Raw genomic sequence first — 16,277 nt, 5'->3', positions numbered from 1 at the left:
CAATCTTCACAAACTATCATCTCATGGAGCACTGATGATCCATTGCTGATTGGCGCCATTGTTCAGAGAATATTGTTCAATAAGCGTTCCTGCTACTGTGGATAATGCCGGTACTTCTATAACTTTCCCGCTTTGCACACCCTGTATCGTGTAATAGCCTCCTGCAGTTGGCGTGATGACCCATTGCTGGTTGGCGCCATTGTTATAATCATAGAGCTGCAGTTTAGCGCCATCATCGAGGCTCTGCCCGGCAATATCAAGAGATTTCCCGCTCTGCACCCCAATGATCTTATAATGATCGCCGCCAAGACTGGTGATGACCCATTGCTGATTGGCACCGCCGCTGTATGACCATTGTTGTACAGGCGTCTGATTTACCGTACCCTGTCCCTTTGCATCCAGTGCCAGGTTGCTGTTGCGGTTAATGATCCTGTAGGTGCCGTCGGCCAGCGGACCTTTTCCACCTATGATATGTTGTGTGGGATGTGTAGCCTGGTAAGGGATCTCTCCCTTGATCATTCTCCCTGCATCATGTACGAGGCGCAGGTAGAAATCTGATGACACGGCCACACCATCCTGGTCAAGATTGACAAACGTAGTGCCTGCGGGACTCTGTGATGCATTTTCTGCCACTTTGAAAATAGCGGTGCCCTCATTCACCTCGTCGAACATGGCGATATAAAGACTTTTCACACCTACTTTTTTCATCACTGCTACCTGGGCCCACATAAAATCTCCATGGCTTCTTGGTATTTCATTAAGAGGACTGCCGGCGTTAGTGTTATGGAAGGAGAAGCCTGGATAGGCAATCGGCTGGTAGTCTATACCATGAGATTCACAATAATCATAATCGCCCTGTATCCATGGCTGATAGGACGCTACCACCTGCGCCGCCACTGCCCATGGGGCCAGCATATTGAAGGATTCATAAACCTTCGTGAAGTTGGTCCGGGAAAATACATCAGGTGTACGCCAGTCCATGGGCACACTACCAATGACATAACATCCCTGGCTCTTAAACCAGTTGACAACATCGATACAGGCAGCAGAGTCGCCACCCCCCGGTTCTTTTGCGCCCTTATAACCCATCCCGAATATACAAACCACAGGTTTCCCGTTCTGTCTTGCATAAGCAGGCGAAGACAGCAGGTCCAGGCTGCCGGTAATGGTATTGACCCAATCCGTTTTCAGGCGGCTCTGCATCTCAGCATCTCCTGAGATATCGTACATGATATAAAACTTTCTCCCGGTAGCTTCTGCGGCAGCCCTTACTTTCCGGGCCATACCATCCCTTTGCGACTTAAAGGGCGGATCAGACAATTCCCCGGTGAACCGTTGCAGTGCCGCACAGTCAATACCGTTTTCCTGCATCCATCTGAAATGAACATCGACGGTCGACTGGTCGTAGGAGGAGAACATCTTCGCCGGTTGCCCGTTTCCGAGAGCAGGGAATGGGGTTTGATAAGTCACCGAATACTCCCTGGTATCGGGCCACATTTCCAGGTTCTGGTGTGTCCACCGGTCCACAGCTGATCCATCGCCAGGAGCGGTGAACCATCCCTGATAACCAACGGTTACTTTTCCCACCACATCACCGACGGGAGAACCTTTTAAAGCAGCATCAGCGGTCAATGCTGCAGGTGGCATAGTTTCCGTATTAGTTTCTTTTTTGGTACAGGCAGATAGCATAGCTATCAACAAGCCTAAGGCAAGACAGGTTTTCTTCATAAGATAACTGGTTACTTGAAATGGTTATTGGTTTCCGGTATTCCGGGTTTTCGCCCCGTATATCGCAAAGCAGGGGCCATATCACTAATGACTTATCTATGAGAACATTTGCTGCCGGAATGAAGAATTTATTTTACGGTATATCGTAAAATTGCGAAAGATAATTATGAAGTGAAATAAAACAGGAATCAAGTGTCTGCAAAGAAGGGACAAACCAGAAACCAGGGAATGAAATAGAAAAAAATAGAAACAGGAAGTGGAAATAACAAATGGATATTAATATAGAATAGTAGAGAATGGGGGAATTATAGTTCGCAGGGCCCTATAAGTAGGCGGCAGGTTTAAGGATGGCCCGCCAGCCATCCCTGGAACCTGCCAGCACGACTCTTATGCCAATGTACGCGTCTCCGGCTTATACCTCACAAAAAACGCCAGCCATATCGTCCTCGATACCCGCATAATTGGTGGTTGCAATAGCACCAGCAATACCGCATTAATCCCCAGCCACCAGAACATCCGGTTATCGTACAAAGAAAACCCGATAATCACCCACCAGGCAACAAATGTCGCCACACTAAACGCCACTGTCAATGCATAGCTGACATATCCTGTCCCGTAGTAAAATCCTATCTCTCTTTCAAAATCCTCCCCACACACCGGACAGTGATCATTCATCTCGGTAAAGTGCTTCAGGTTATAAGCATTATCTGATGTAAATATTTTTCCCTTGCGACAGGCAGGACACCTGTTCTGTAGTATGCTGCCCGGCAAGTTAGGCTTTTTGTCAAGTTTCGCTGCACACATATAATAGTTGTTTAACTACATCAAAGGTACTTCAGGCCCTCCCCGCCATTATGGTGGTATTCCGCTTAATTATGGTATTTTTTACTGATTCGTCGCAGGAAAAAGGGAGTACATATAAAATATTTTTATTTTATAGGGGTGCTTTCTATTTTTGTCGTTATTATTATCTTAAGACAAGTCTCAACACCATGACGGGCAAGATGCGAAAGAGGATTCTCCGGATCGTTTTAATACCTATTGCTATCCTGATAATACTGGCCGGTATCGCAATAGGCGTACTATATTCCCAACAGCAACGCCTCATTAACCTGGCGATCAAAGAGTTAAATAAACAACTGCCCGGCGAGCTGGTCATAGAAGGTAGTACTATCTCCCCATTTCAGAATTTCCCTTACATCTCCATAGGACTAACAAACGTCCGGTTTTTCGCCACAAAACAAAAGACCGGCAGACCTATGTACCAGCTTGAAAAGCTGTATGTGGGATTCAGCCTGCCAGATATACTCAGGCAGAAATACAACGCCAAAGTAATTTTACTCAAAAAGGGGCACCTCGACCTGGTAAGGGACGTGAATGGTAACCTGAACATCGTTGAAGCCAACAGGATACAACAGGATACTGTCGCGACTGCGGAAGCCGGATCCGCAGCCCTGGACCTGGATATCAAAAAGATAGTACTGAAAGATCTGGATATCGATTTTTCCGATAAACAAAGCGGTCAGCATGTCAATGCACATATAGGGAAAGTAAAAACCGCATTCCGCCTGGACAGCGCGAACATCTTTGCCCATCTGGAAGGAGGTATGATAGCCGATTATACCACCCCGGTAGATACTTCCCTGTTCCGGCATAAAAAGGTAGAACTGGACCTGAAGCTTACATATGACCAGCGCCATGAGTTTGTCAGCCTGTCGGAAGGTGGCCTGAAACTGGAAGATGCCAGCTTTAGCGTAACCGGAACAGCAGACCTGAAACATGGTAATAATGTCAACTTCAAAGTGAAGGGGGATAAACCTGATATCGGCCAGTTATTGTCCTTTGCACCGGCATCGGTCGCAGAGCAACTTAAGCAGTTCCGTTATGATGGCCGCCTTTATTTTGATGGGATCATCAAAGGAAAACTCTCTGGTGATCAGCTGCCACTGATAAAGATCAACTTCGGATGTGAGAATGGCTGGTTACTGAATGCCACTGCCAATAAAAAGATCGACTCCCTGGGTTTCAAAGGTTTTTATACCAACGGTGCGGAACATTCCCTGAAAACATCAGAACTGCACCTGCTCAGTGTGAGCGCCCGTCCCGAGAAAGGTATCTTCAAGGCCAATTTTGTGATGAAAGACTTTACTGATCCGAAGATGATCATGCAGATCAATTCGGATCTGGAACTGGAGTTTATAGGCGCATTTCTCGGCATCGCCGATCTGCAGCGTCTAACAGGGCATATCAACCTGAAGATGGATTTTAATGAGCTGGTTGACATGACCGTACCGGAAATCTCTATGGGTAAGCTGAAACAAGGTATCCAGAGTGAACTGAACGTGAGTAACCTGACTTTCCGTATTCCCAATTACCCGCATATCATCCATAACCTGAACCTGCATGCTGACATGAAGGGCGGTTTCGTAAAACTGGATACGCTGTCCTTCTACTTCGGCAACTCCGACTTTGCCATGAATGGCTCCCTGAGCGATCTGCCGGCGCTGTTCCACCAGCAGGAAAAGCCGGTGCTGTTAAAATTCAATGCACGTAGTAAGAAGATGATCATGAAGGAGCTGTTGTCATACGATTCAACAGTGGCAAAGAAAGCAAAGGAAGAGATCTATGGTTTTAATATAGGACTGTCGCTGGAAACATCTGTAAAAGAACTGCAGCACCCTGCTCCCTTGCCCAAGGGCAAATTTAAAATGGAGAAACTGTACGCCAGTTTCAAAGAATATCCGCACGCCTTCCATGATTTCGGAGCTGAGCTCACCATCAATGATACAGCCTTATTACTGCGGAATTTCGGAGGTATGATAGACAGTAGCGACATACGTTTCAGCGGCCGTGTGATCAACTACCAGCTTTGGTTTGATAAAGTAATGCGCGGAAAGACACAGGTAGCCTTTGATCTGAAATCGCAGCACCTGGCCATGAAAGATGTACTGGGACCCATCAGCCGCACCTTTGTTCCGAAAGACTACCAGCAGGAAGTGGCTTCCGGTATATGGCTGCGTGCGAAGGCTGATCTGCGCTACGACTCCATATTCAAATTCGCCAAGGTAAAACTGGCGAATGTATCGGGAGAGCTGCAGGAACATAAGATCAAGGTGGATAGTATCAGGGGGACAGTAAAGGTAGGATCTGATAGTTTCCTGAAACTCGATACGCTCACAGGCCGTATCGGTAAAACGGATTTTGATATCAGCATGCGCCTGTATATGGGAAAAGATACGGTGAGACGTAAGAAGGAAAACTTCCTGCAATTCACTTCCCGGAATCTTGACCTTGACCAGCTGACCAACTACAAATTAACAGCAAATGAAGATGATGAAACCGTTGTCGCAGCACCGGCAGCAGGCCGTACCGTGATCAAAGACACTACTCATTCCAGCGGCTTTAATATCTTCAAAATACCATTCATTGACTTCCGCGCTACAGTCAATATCGGCAGGGTAAAATACCACCGCCTGTGGCTGAAGAACGTTACCAGCAACATCCGCATGCAGGCTAACCAGCACCTGTACCTGGATACGCTGGGCATGGGCATAGCAGAAGGCCAGATAGGAATGAGAGGTCATTTCAATGGTACTGATCCGAAAAAGATATACTTCCGGAGCAGGATAAGGGCATTTGACGTCAATATCGAAAAACTGATGCTGAAGCTCGATCACTTCGGACAGGACTATGTGATCAACAAGAATGTGAAAGGCCGTCTCAACGGACAGATCAGGAGCCGTATACAGATGCATCCTGACTTTACGCCTATCATCGATAACTGTGAGGCGCAGCTGGATCTCGATATCCACAATGGCAGCCTGGTGAACTTTGCACCCATGCAGGCGATGGCGGGTTATTTCAAAGACAAAAACCTGAACATGATCCGCTTTGATACATTGCGGAATAAACTGACGCTGAAGAATGGCGTGCTGGAAATACCGAAGATGAATATCAACTCTTCCCTGGGTTTCATGGAGATCTCAGGTAAACAGTCGCTGGATATGAAGATGGAGTACTACATGCGTATACCAATGAAGATGGTGACACAGGTAGGTTTTCAGTCCCTTTTTGGACGTAAAAGGGAAGAGGTGGATCCTGACCAGGTGGACGCCATTGAATACCGCGATAAGGATAAAAAGATCCGTTTTATGAATATCAAGGTAACGGGTACACCGGATAATTTTAAAGTCGGATTAGGAAAAGCTAAAAAGGCATAAAGCAACATAAGCTGAAGAAGAGAGCCGCTCTGTAAAAGGGGCGGCTTTTTTGTTGCGTGGACATAAAACTAAACTCAGTCACGCATTTGTTATTCCCGTTTGCGTAAAAGAAATTCCCACTTTGATCAATTCCCCTTAGCTTTTTGAAATAGCTTTGCTTCAATCTAATGAAATAAAAGACACCTATTTAACCCATTTTAAAACCATTTTAGCAGGCCGCAGTTCGTCAGTTCCTGCAGCCGTCTATAGCGGAAAAACCGATTGATACTATTTTGATTTATGCAACAGAAGCGTAACAAATGTGGTGACCACATACCGGCCTTTCTATGCCCGGAAAGCGGCACCTGTTTTGACAGATTGATTCCCTCCTGCGGTCATTTTTATCTCCGGCCATTACAGCTGGATATAGATGTCCCGTTTATACATGAATGGGTAAATAAACCTTATGCAGTTTACTGGCAGTTGCAGAACAGCACAGTAGAGAAAGTAAGGAATATGTACAGTGATCTTATCAGCACAGAACATATACAGCCATTCATGGGATTTTATAATGACAAGCCAGCCTTCCTTGTAGAATTTTACTGGGCGTTCAGGGACAGGATAGGCGAATATTATGACGTGCAGACAGGCGATTATGGCTTTCATATCCTTATGGCGCCTGCAGATACGCCGGTCAGGAATTTTACCTGGAATGTCTTTACGGTATTGATGGATTTCATGTTCAGTGAAGAAAAGGTAGAGCGGCTGATCGTGGAACCTGATGCCAGAAACGAAAAGATTCATCTGCTTAATAAACGCGCAGGCTTCAAATATCATCACCTTATTAATCTTCCTGAGAAAACCGCCCATCTGGCCTTTTGCACCAGAGAGCAATACGCGACTGCATTGAAAAGAGAACGGCAGTTACAATCCGCCGGTACCATTTAACCACAGTTTTAAGGATTTAATAAAAACTTTATAATGCATCCCTCACTAGCACTGTCTCCCGGGAGCGCAATCGCACACTTGCGCCCTGAAGTCTGGAGCAAAGCAAATGCTTTGCATTTACGTAAGATCATCAGCGAATTTGCCCATGAACTTTTAATACAGCCTAAGGAGCTGTTTTTAAAAGACGGCTGGGGGCATTATGTGCTCACGGCAGACACGCCAGGTATCGAATACCGCTTCCGTGCAAAGATCCTGAGCCTTGACCACTGGTATATAGAGAACGGGGCAATAGAAAAACTGGAGGATGGTAAAAAGGTACCGCTCGACTCAGCCAGCTTCATTGCAGAATTCAGTGAAACTATTGGCATCCGTCCTGACATCCTTCCCAAGTACCTGGAAGAGATCTGCAGTACCTTATATGGCAGCGCTTATATGCGTGCGCAGGAAGGCCCTGGCTCAGAAGCACTGGCGCATGCAGACTACCAGGAAATAGAGCATGCCATGATGGAAGGGCATCCATCTTTTGTGGCCAACAACGGACGTATCGGTTTTGATGCGGCAGACTACAGGGCATATGCACCGGAAGCAGCTGCGCCGGTTTCTCTGCTGTGGATTGCTGGCCATCGTAGCAGGGCTACTTATACAGCCACAGCCGAATTGCCTTATGAGACACTGCTGGCACAGGAACTAGACGCCGCCACACTCGGGAGATTTAATAAGGTATTGCTTGAACAGGGATTGCAGCCGGCTGACTACGTGTATTTCCCTGTACATCCCTGGCAATGGTACAACAAAATGAATCACATCTTCGCTGCGGATATTGCCACGTGTAATATGGTCTTCCTCGGTATCAGCGACGATACTTACCTGGCGCAGCAATCTATCCGTACCTTCTTCAACATTAGCAAGCCGGAACGTTTTTATGTGAAGGTGGCGTTGTCTATCCTTAATATGGGATTCATGCGCGGACTATCTCCTTACTACATGCGTACGACTCCTGGTATTACCCAGTGGGTAAGAGATGAGCTGGGAGATGATAAATACCTGCAGGAGAAAGGGTTCATCCTGCTGGGAGAGGTGGCTACAGTCGGTTATCGCAATCTGTTATACGAAAAAGCAGAAAAGAACGATAGCCCATATAAGAAGATGCTCGCTGCCCTCTGGAGGGAAAGCCCCATTCCGATGTTGAAAAAAGGGCAGCGCCTGATGACCATGGCAGCGCTCCTGCACATCGATCGTGAAGGCAAGGCCCTGTTACCGGAGCTGATCCGTACCTCAGGACTGGATACAGCTTCCTGGCTGCAACGTTACCTGGATGCTTATCTGAGCCCTATCCTTCACTGTTTCTACTATCATGATATGGTATTCATGCCACATGGCGAGAACCTGATCCTCATTATAGAAAATAATGTACCGGTGAGAGCGATCATGAAAGACATCACAGAAGAAGTATGTGTTATTAACAAGGACAAGGTATTGCCCGATGAAGTAAAACGCTTAGCTGTAGATATGCCGGAAGAAGTGAAGATCCTTTCCATTTTCACAGATGTATTTGATTATATATTCCGTTACATCGCGCATATACTGGTTGAACACAACGGGTATCCTGAAGAGCAGTTCTGGGAGCTGGTGGCAGATTGTATACTGGCTTATCAGGCGTCCTTCCCTGAATTAAAAGACAAGTTCAGACAACATGATCTTTTTGCGCCTGAGTTTATCCGCTCCTGCCTGAACCGTTTGCAGATCTGTAACAATGAACGCATGGTAGATCTGGCTGATCCGGTAGGCAGTCTCCAGTTTGTAGGAACACTGAAAAATCCGGTAGCTGTATTTGCGAAAAATTCAAAATTTCCAATTTATTAACGATGATCAAGAATCCATACAGTGACCTCTTTTATGAAGGCACTGCCGATGAATATAGCAAAGCCATACAACTGGCCAGCGGCTCAGTGGTAAGGTTCCTTGAGAAGAACAGGAAACCATTCAGCGGTATTACACCTGCACAGCTGAAAACGGCATTCGAACAGGTAGATCTGAATGCACCCTTACCTGACTATGAAAGCCTGCTTTCTGAAGTAGAACGACTCTATTCCGATCATGCCATCACATTCCATCTGCCACAATATATTGCTCACCTGAACTGCCCGGTGGTGATACCTGCTATTGCAGCAGAAGTGCTGATCTCTGCTATCAACTCTTCTCTCGATACCTGGGATCAGAGCGCGGGTGGTACGCTGATAGAACAACGCCTGATAGAATGGACATGCAATGAGATCGGTTTCGATAGCAATAGTGATGGTGTGTTCACCAGTGGCGGTACGCAAAGTAACCTGATGGGGCTATTACTGGCCAGGGATCATTATGCAAAGGAACGGCTGCGTTATAATATCAAACAGAAAGGATTGCCTGCTGAATCTTCCCGCTTCAGGATATTCGTAGCAGCCACGGGACATTTCAGCATTCAGAAAAATGCTGCTTTACTGGGCCTGGGTGAACAATCAGTAGTCAGTATACCGGTGGAGGGTTACCGCATGAATGTAGCATTACTGGAAGAAGCTATTCAACAGGAGCTGGAAGAAGGCAACATTCCCATTGCCGTAGTGGGTACTGCGGGCACCACTGATTTTGGCAACGTGGACCCACTGGAAGAAATAGGACAGCTGGCCGCCCGGTATAAATTATGGTTTCATGTCGATGCCGCCTATGGCTGCGGATTGCTGCTCACTTCCAAATATCGTCATCTGCTGAAAGGCATAGAGCTGGCCAACTCTGTAACGGCTGACTATCATAAGTCATTCTTCCAGCCGGTTAGCAGTAGTGCCTTTCTGGTAAGGAACAAACGCTCACTCGACCTGTTGACACATCATGCAGACTATCTCAATCCGAAAGAACATGATGAAGACGGATTGCCTAACCAGGTAAATAAATCAATCCAGACCACCCGGCGTTTTGATGCATTGAAACTTTGGTTCACGTTGCGCCTGATGGGTAAGCAGAAACTGGGCAGTTATATGGAAACGATCATTGACACTACTGCTAAAGTCGCGGATATGATCAGCCAGGATGCTGAGCTGGAGCTGGTAAGTTATTCTGATATCAGCGCGCTGGTATTCCGTTATTTTCCCGCGAGTCTTGATGAGGCAGATGTTACAGAAGTGAATCTGCATATCAAAAAAGAAATGCTAAAAGATGGTGCAGCATTGCTGGCAGGTACGCGTATCAACGGTGCTTTTTATCTCAAGTTCACTTTACTGAACCCACTTACCACTACAGATGATGTAGCAAAATTGTTATCCATCATTAAATCTCACGGTGCCACTTACATGAGGCGGCACAGGGAAACACTTTATGATACAAGAGAAATAGCATAATATGAACACTCCACATACATATGACATAATTGGCATCGGCATAGGACCATTCAATCTTAGCCTGGCAGCCTTATTACAGCCTGTCAGCAGGATCAATGCCATATTTTTTGACCAGGCGCCGGGCTTTGACTGGCATCCCGGATTGATGTTAAGCAATGCCACCTTACAGGTGCCATTCATGGCCGATCTGGTGACTATGGCCGATCCTACCAGTGAATACAGTTTCCTGAATTATCTGAAACAGTCAGGACGTTTATATAAGTTCTATATCAGGGAGGACTTTTTTATCCTGAGAAAGGAATACAACGCCTATTGCAAATGGGCTGCGGAGAAACTGTCCGCATGCCGTTTCTCCCACAAGGTTACTGAAGTGCATTATGAAGAGGATAGGCAATTGTATGCAGTGAGTACAGTACATACTGTTACAGGAAAAACAGCGTTGCACTATACCCGCAAACTGGTATTAGGTACCGGTACACAACCTTACCTGCCTGCATTTGCAAAGAAGGGAATATTGCCGGATGTGATCCATACATCGGAGTACCTCAACTATAAAGATAGGATAGGAGGAAAGCGTTCCGTAACCGTAATAGGCTCGGGACAGAGTGCAGCGGAAGTGTTTGCAGACTTGCTGCCACTGGCGGAAGAAGGCATGCAGCTAAACTGGTTCACCCGTCCTGACAGGTTCTTTCCTATGGAGTATTCCAAGCTAACACTGGAGCTGACATCACCTGAGTACGTAGATTACTTCTACAGCATGCCTCCAGAAAGCAGACAGGAATTATTATCCAAACAGAATCCTCTTTTCAAGGGTATTAACTATGATCTCATCAACCAGATCTTTGATACGTTGTACGGGATGAGTGTTGACCGGGATATTTCACATATACAGTTACGTCCCAACGTACAGCTCAATGACATCAGCGCCAGCGGTAACAATAGTTATACACTTGATCTGACACAGGTACAGCAGCAACGGTCATTTACCCAGGAAACGGATTTTGTGATCCTTGCCACTGGTTACAAATACCGCGAGCCGGCTTTCCTGGAGGGTATCAGCGAGCGTATCATGAGAAGGGAAGATCAGTTGTTTGACGTACAACGCAACTATGCCATAGACCTGCATGGTGATGAGATCTTCGTGCAGAATGCAGAATTGCACACACATGGTTTTGTGACGCCCGACCTGGGGATGGGCGCTTACCGCAATTCGTGTATCATCAACGCAGTAGCAGGAGAGGAAATATACCATGTAGAGAAACGCATTGCTTTCCAGCAATTCGGGGTAGAATCATCCATACCAACGCTTACGGCTATATAAATAACCATACGGGACATTGTTCAATGAAATGCAGGAGGCATGGCGTCTGTTGGCGCCGTGCTTCCTGCCCCCATTCATAACAGCATTTTTATACAAACGATACTGCATCTGACATGCGAAAAATAGTTTCACCGGGGCAAACGCGTTCGGCGCTCATTTTCATCTTTATCACACTGCTGATTGACGTAACAGGACTCGGGATCATTATTCCTGTGTTACCAAAACTGATAGAACAGCTGATCCATGGCAATATGGGAGAAGCAGCAGCTATTGGCGGGTGGCTGACGTTTGCCTATGCCCTTGTGCAGTTTATCTGTGCGCCGGTACTGGGCAACCTGAGCGACCGTTATGGCAGACGCCCTGTATTGTTGTTGTCGCTGCTTGGCTTTGGACTGGATTACTTCTTTATGGCATTTGCCCCCACGATCGTTTGGCTATTTGCTGGCCGTATCATATCTGGTGTGATGGGCGCCAGTTTTACGACGGCGGCGGCCTATATAGCAGATGTCAGTACACCGGAGAAACGGACCCAGAACTTCGGAATTATCGGCGCTGCCTTCGGATTGGGTTTTATACTCGGTCCACTGATGGGAGGTGTTTTAGGGCAGTTTGGTCCGAGGGCGCCTTTTGTGGCGGCAGGTATCTTAAGCCTGTTGAATGTTGCATATGGCTACCTGGTGCTGCCGGAGTCATTAGCGGCAGCGAACAGGCGGGCCTTTGCATGGAAACGTGCCAATCCGGTAGGCTCTCTGGTACAGATGAAGCAATATCCGGCTGTATACGGGCTGATTGCCACCCTGGTGCTGATCTATATCGCCAACAATGGGGTCCAGACTACCTGGGCATTCTACGGTATGCAGAAATTTGGCTGGGATGAGGCCTGGGTAGGTTATTCTCTCGGTTTTAGCGGCTTGCTGGTAGCTGTAGTACAACTGGGGTTGATCAGGTTGATCATTCCCCGTATCGGGACTAAAAAGAGCCTGTATATAGGGCTGGCATTCTACAGTCTGGGATTGTTGCTATTTGCCTTTGCCACCAGTGGATGGATGATGTTCGTGATACTGATGCCTTATTCTCTGGGGAACATTGCCAGTCCGGCGCTTCAAAGTATCATCACAGGGCAGATCTCTTCTTCGGAACAAGGGGCATTGCAGGGGGGACTGACCAGCCTGATGAGTGTTACCACGATTGTAGCACCACCCTTAATGGGAAGTCTATTTGCTTGGTTTACAGGTAGTAGCGCGCCTTTCCTTTTCCCGGGTGCTCCCTTCTTTGTTAGCGGGATGCTGGTGCTGGTGAGCATTTTCCTGGCCATCAAAAGCATGGGAAAACCTACTGGTAGCTGAGAATTGGATTTGTTTTCTATATTTCCATATCGCTTAACCGTCGTCTGGATATCACTTCACCGTCATTTCTATATCGATTCGATATAGAAATGACGGTGAAGTGATATGGAAATGATGATGAAGCGATATGGAAGGAACGGGAAAAGATGCTATTGTTAAGCATCTTAGGTGAATTAATTTCCTCTGGTGCGGCCGGCTCTTCCGCTGGAACTGCTGTTGGTTCTGCCTCCGGCAGAATTATTGTTCCGGGAGTCACCGCGATAACTTCCTTCAGTTCTCCCTCCACTTTGTGAGTTACCGCCACGGGAACCGCCCTCATTTCTTCCACCACTTTGTGAGTTGCCGCCCCAGTTACCGCCACGGGAACCTCCTTCATTTCTTCCGCCGTTTTGAGAGTTACCACCCCAGTTGCCGCCACGGGAGCCTCCTTCATTTCTTCCGCCATTTTGTGAGTTACCGCCCCAGGTACCACCCTGATAATTTCCTGATCTGCCACCACCCTGAGTGCGTCCGCCCCTGATGCTGCCATCAATCCTGCCAGGGGCCCTGTTGTCGTTGTAATATCCCTGACGTCCACCTGGGTTGCCGTTGTTCCAGCCATAGTTGTCCCTGCCGGAGCGATTGTCCCGGTAGCCGTTATAATAATTCCTGCCGCCATTATAGCCGTTCCCGTAATACCCATTGTACCTGCCGCCATTGTATCTGCCAGGGAAGCGCCCCCGGTCGGCTCTAGCCGAACGGTAGTTTGTCACTATCACGCGATTACGGTTGTAAACGAAGCCGGAATAGGTCCTGATGGGATAATACATGCCGCGGGCAGGAGCGATCCTTCCGATGGGAGCATATGCGTATCCATACCTGTAGTGATGGCATACAGGGCGATAGGAGTATACCGGCATCGGGCGCCATGGTCTCCACCATACAGGTGGATTGATCCATGACCAGGGAGAGGTCCATACTACATAAGCGGGAGCATATACCCGGCGTACGCAGGGCCAGAACCACACATTCACGATCACGCCGGCAGGTGCCATCCGGGGGATGCCTGCATCTGCAGCAGGGCCATGTACGCGGGAGGAAGTGTTATAGTCGAAGGAGTTATCCTCAGCGGAATAAAGGCTGTCGGATATTTCTACCGGCTCGGCCAGGGTCGTTTCGCCATAGAGATCTTCGTCGCCCGCTATCTGGATGACGGCGGTATTTTCGCCCGTCTTTTCCAGTTCGATAACGGCCACATCCTGGCTTTCCTGGTTGGATACCAGCGCCTGTATGATAAAGAGTTGTACCTGGTTTTGCTTTTTATTGATCACCCGCAGATAATCGATATTGCCATCCCCGTTCAGGTCGAGATTGTTGACCCGATTGTTTTCGGTATTCAGCAGCCTTTCAAATTCTTCCGGGGTATTGGCCTGTTTAAAGAGGGTAAGTGCGCCCTGCAGGCTGAAGTTATCGCCGGGCAGCCCAGTGGAATCCTGATCGGGAGGAGACCAGCTGGCATTATCCCATTCGTCGGATTGTTCCTGTAATTGTTGCCGCGGATAGTAATCCTGGGCGTTGGCATGTAATACCGGTAACAGGGATATGAACAGTACAGGTAGGGATTGGCTGATCTTCATGACAAAAATGTTTAGTATATAACTAAATAAACGAAGTTGAATGTACGAATAGTTTAATAATGCAATATGTGTGCCGTAATTTAGAAGGGGCGCGGGTTTAAAAAAGGTGAGGGCCTTTATAACATATTGTTGTAATACAATATATTATAAAGGCCCTTACTATGATGAGTAGTTTCTTCTGTTGGCGTTGGCGGTTAATTTCCTCTCTCTGCCCTTTTGCGTTTACCGCCTGTTCTGTTCCCGGTTCTTTCGCCGGAGCGGTTATTATTGGTCCTGGCGCCTCTGTCCACTCTTGTGGCGCCTCTATCGGCTCTTGCGCCCCTGTCCGCATTACCACCTCTGTCAGCTCTTTCGGGAGTGGATGATTGGTACTGTCTGCCGCCACTGTTGGTCCTGTTAGGCGTATACCTTTCTACTCTTCTGGTAGTACGGTAGTTGTTCACTACCACCCGGTTACGGTTAATAACGGTCACGGAAGTGGTCCTTACGGGACGGTAAATGACCCTGGCGGGAGGTATCCTGCGTACAGGCACTACGACATACCTGCGTGCATAATTGTAACGAACCGGCCGGTATGCATACCAGGGCACGGGATGCCATGGATGGTACCATACGGGGCGGCTAACCCAGGTCCAGGGGGATACCCATACCGTATATGCCGGAGCATATACGAAGCGTACGCAGGGCCATAACCATACGTTTACTACGACGCCTTCCGGAGAGGTGGCTGCCGGACCATGGGTGGTGGGAGTATAGTTAAACGTGTTACCCTCTTCTTCTGCCGGCTCCGCAATGACGGATTCGCCATATATGTCAGCATCGCCCACAATCTGGACAAGGGCGTCGTTATCGCCTGTCTTTTGCAGTTCGATAACAGCTATATCCTGGCTTTCTGTAGAGGAAACCAATGCCTGCAGGATAAAAACCTGTACGTCGTTATCCTTTTTGTTGATGACGCGGACATAGTCGGTGTTGCCGTCTTCGTTGAGGTCCAGGTTGTTAACTTTGCTGTTGGAAGAGTTCAGGAGCTTTTCGAATTCCTCGGGGGATGCTGATTGTTTAAACAGGTCCAGTGCCCCCTGGAGGCTGAAATTGTCGCCCGGCAGGCCGGTAGAATCCTGTTCGGCCTGTTCCTGGGCAGATGCCGTCAGGGTCATGCCCAGGCATACGATAAATGCGGCAAAATAATTTCGGATATTCATTACTAAGGTTTTTTGGGATACTCCAGGGTTTCACCTGATAATGCGGGGAATATAGGTCCCGGTTATCTTTGCTGTAACTTCTATGAGTATACATAGGTAGACTGCCCGAAATGAGCATGGTTTAACCAAGGGGACGGGCGGGCCGGAAAAATAATAAATTGAGCTTTGTTTCTATGTTGATTTTATTGATTATAAATCAATTGGATATATCTGACAACCACTGCTAACACAGATGATGAAATTATCGCTTTGTTGTATATCTGTAATATTTTGGCGTTCCCCCCTAATGTTTTTGACGTTTAATTGAAATTTTTTCCTAATTTGGTGCCGTCATTCTGGCTTGATAATCATAAAAAGCCAGCTTATGGCATACCTTAGACCACAACTGGATATACTGTTAAACCGCCGTATTCTTATCACCTATTGTTTAGTTACAACCCGTAGCTACATGTTTAAACCGCAACTAGCATACTGTTAGCGTTACGAAATCCGTCGTATGCCGGTCTTCGTAATTGAATGAAATATTATTAAACACTGCTTGTTTGC

At 47.4% G+C, this 16,277-nt stretch carries 10 protein-coding genes; 6 read left to right on the top strand and 4 right to left on the bottom strand.

From position 1 onward, the window contains the following. Positions 1-21 precede the first annotated feature (21 nt). The gene (locus F3I09_RS08830; protein WP_149694670.1) at positions 22-1,728 is read right to left on the bottom strand and encodes an RICIN domain-containing protein; all 1,707 of its coding nucleotides are present in this window, start codon (positions 1,726-1,728) and stop codon (positions 22-24) included. A gap of 387 nt (positions 1,729-2,115) precedes the next feature. After that, positions 2,116-2,532 carry a DUF983 domain-containing protein gene (locus F3I09_RS08825; protein WP_149694669.1) on the bottom strand — a complete coding sequence of 139 codons (417 nt, stop codon included), beginning with the start codon at positions 2,530-2,532 and terminating at the stop codon, positions 2,116-2,118. Between the two features lie 200 nt (positions 2,533-2,732). On the opposite strand from F3I09_RS08825, the gene F3I09_RS08820 reads away from it, so the two are divergent. The 6 genes from F3I09_RS08820 to F3I09_RS08800 all read left to right on the top strand — a co-directional run bounded on the left by F3I09_RS08820 (position 2,733) and on the right by F3I09_RS08800 (position 12,913). Beyond that, a complete protein-coding gene (locus F3I09_RS08820; RefSeq protein ID WP_223233183.1) occupies positions 2,733-5,948 on the top strand; it encodes an AsmA-like C-terminal region-containing protein in 3,216 nt (1,071 codons plus the stop codon). Between the two features lie 279 nt (positions 5,949-6,227). Then, positions 6,228-6,875, top strand: coding sequence for a GNAT family N-acetyltransferase (locus F3I09_RS34380; protein WP_223233182.1), 648 nt, complete (start codon positions 6,228-6,230; stop codon positions 6,873-6,875). A gap of 33 nt (positions 6,876-6,908) precedes the next feature. Then, the gene (locus F3I09_RS08815) at positions 6,909-8,738 is read left to right on the top strand and encodes an IucA/IucC family siderophore biosynthesis protein (RefSeq protein ID WP_223233181.1); all 1,830 of its coding nucleotides are present in this window, start codon (positions 6,909-6,911) and stop codon (positions 8,736-8,738) included. A 2-nt stretch (positions 8,739-8,740) separates the two neighbouring features. Beyond that, positions 8,741-10,246: an aspartate aminotransferase family protein gene (locus F3I09_RS08810; protein WP_149694667.1), complete on the top strand. Its 1,506-nt coding sequence runs from the start codon at positions 8,741-8,743 to the stop codon at positions 10,244-10,246. Between the two features lies 1 nt (position 10,247). Then, the gene (locus F3I09_RS08805; RefSeq protein WP_149694666.1) at positions 10,248-11,567 is read left to right on the top strand and encodes a lysine N(6)-hydroxylase/L-ornithine N(5)-oxygenase family protein; all 1,320 of its coding nucleotides are present in this window, start codon (positions 10,248-10,250) and stop codon (positions 11,565-11,567) included. A 113-nt stretch (positions 11,568-11,680) separates the two neighbouring features. Continuing rightward, the gene (locus F3I09_RS08800) at positions 11,681-12,913 is read left to right on the top strand and encodes a TCR/Tet family MFS transporter (protein ID WP_149694665.1); all 1,233 of its coding nucleotides are present in this window, start codon (positions 11,681-11,683) and stop codon (positions 12,911-12,913) included. 173 nt (positions 12,914-13,086) lie between these two features. Here F3I09_RS08800 and F3I09_RS08795 read toward each other — a convergent pair whose 3' ends face one another. Both F3I09_RS08795 and F3I09_RS08790 read right to left on the bottom strand, forming a co-directional pair. Further along, complete coding sequence (locus F3I09_RS08795; RefSeq protein ID WP_149694664.1) at positions 13,087-14,529, bottom strand: hypothetical protein; 1,443 nt, start codon at positions 14,527-14,529, stop codon at positions 13,087-13,089. A gap of 194 nt (positions 14,530-14,723) precedes the next feature. Then, positions 14,724-15,731: a hypothetical protein gene (locus F3I09_RS08790; protein ID WP_188133738.1), complete on the bottom strand. Its 1,008-nt coding sequence runs from the start codon at positions 15,729-15,731 to the stop codon at positions 14,724-14,726. Positions 15,732-16,277 lie beyond the last annotated feature (546 nt).

The organism is Chitinophaga sp. CF418 (genome assembly GCF_900142925.1).
Taxonomy (GTDB): Bacteria; Bacteroidota; Bacteroidia; order Chitinophagales; family Chitinophagaceae; genus Chitinophaga.
This window is presented reverse-complemented; position numbering and strand designations above follow the sequence as displayed.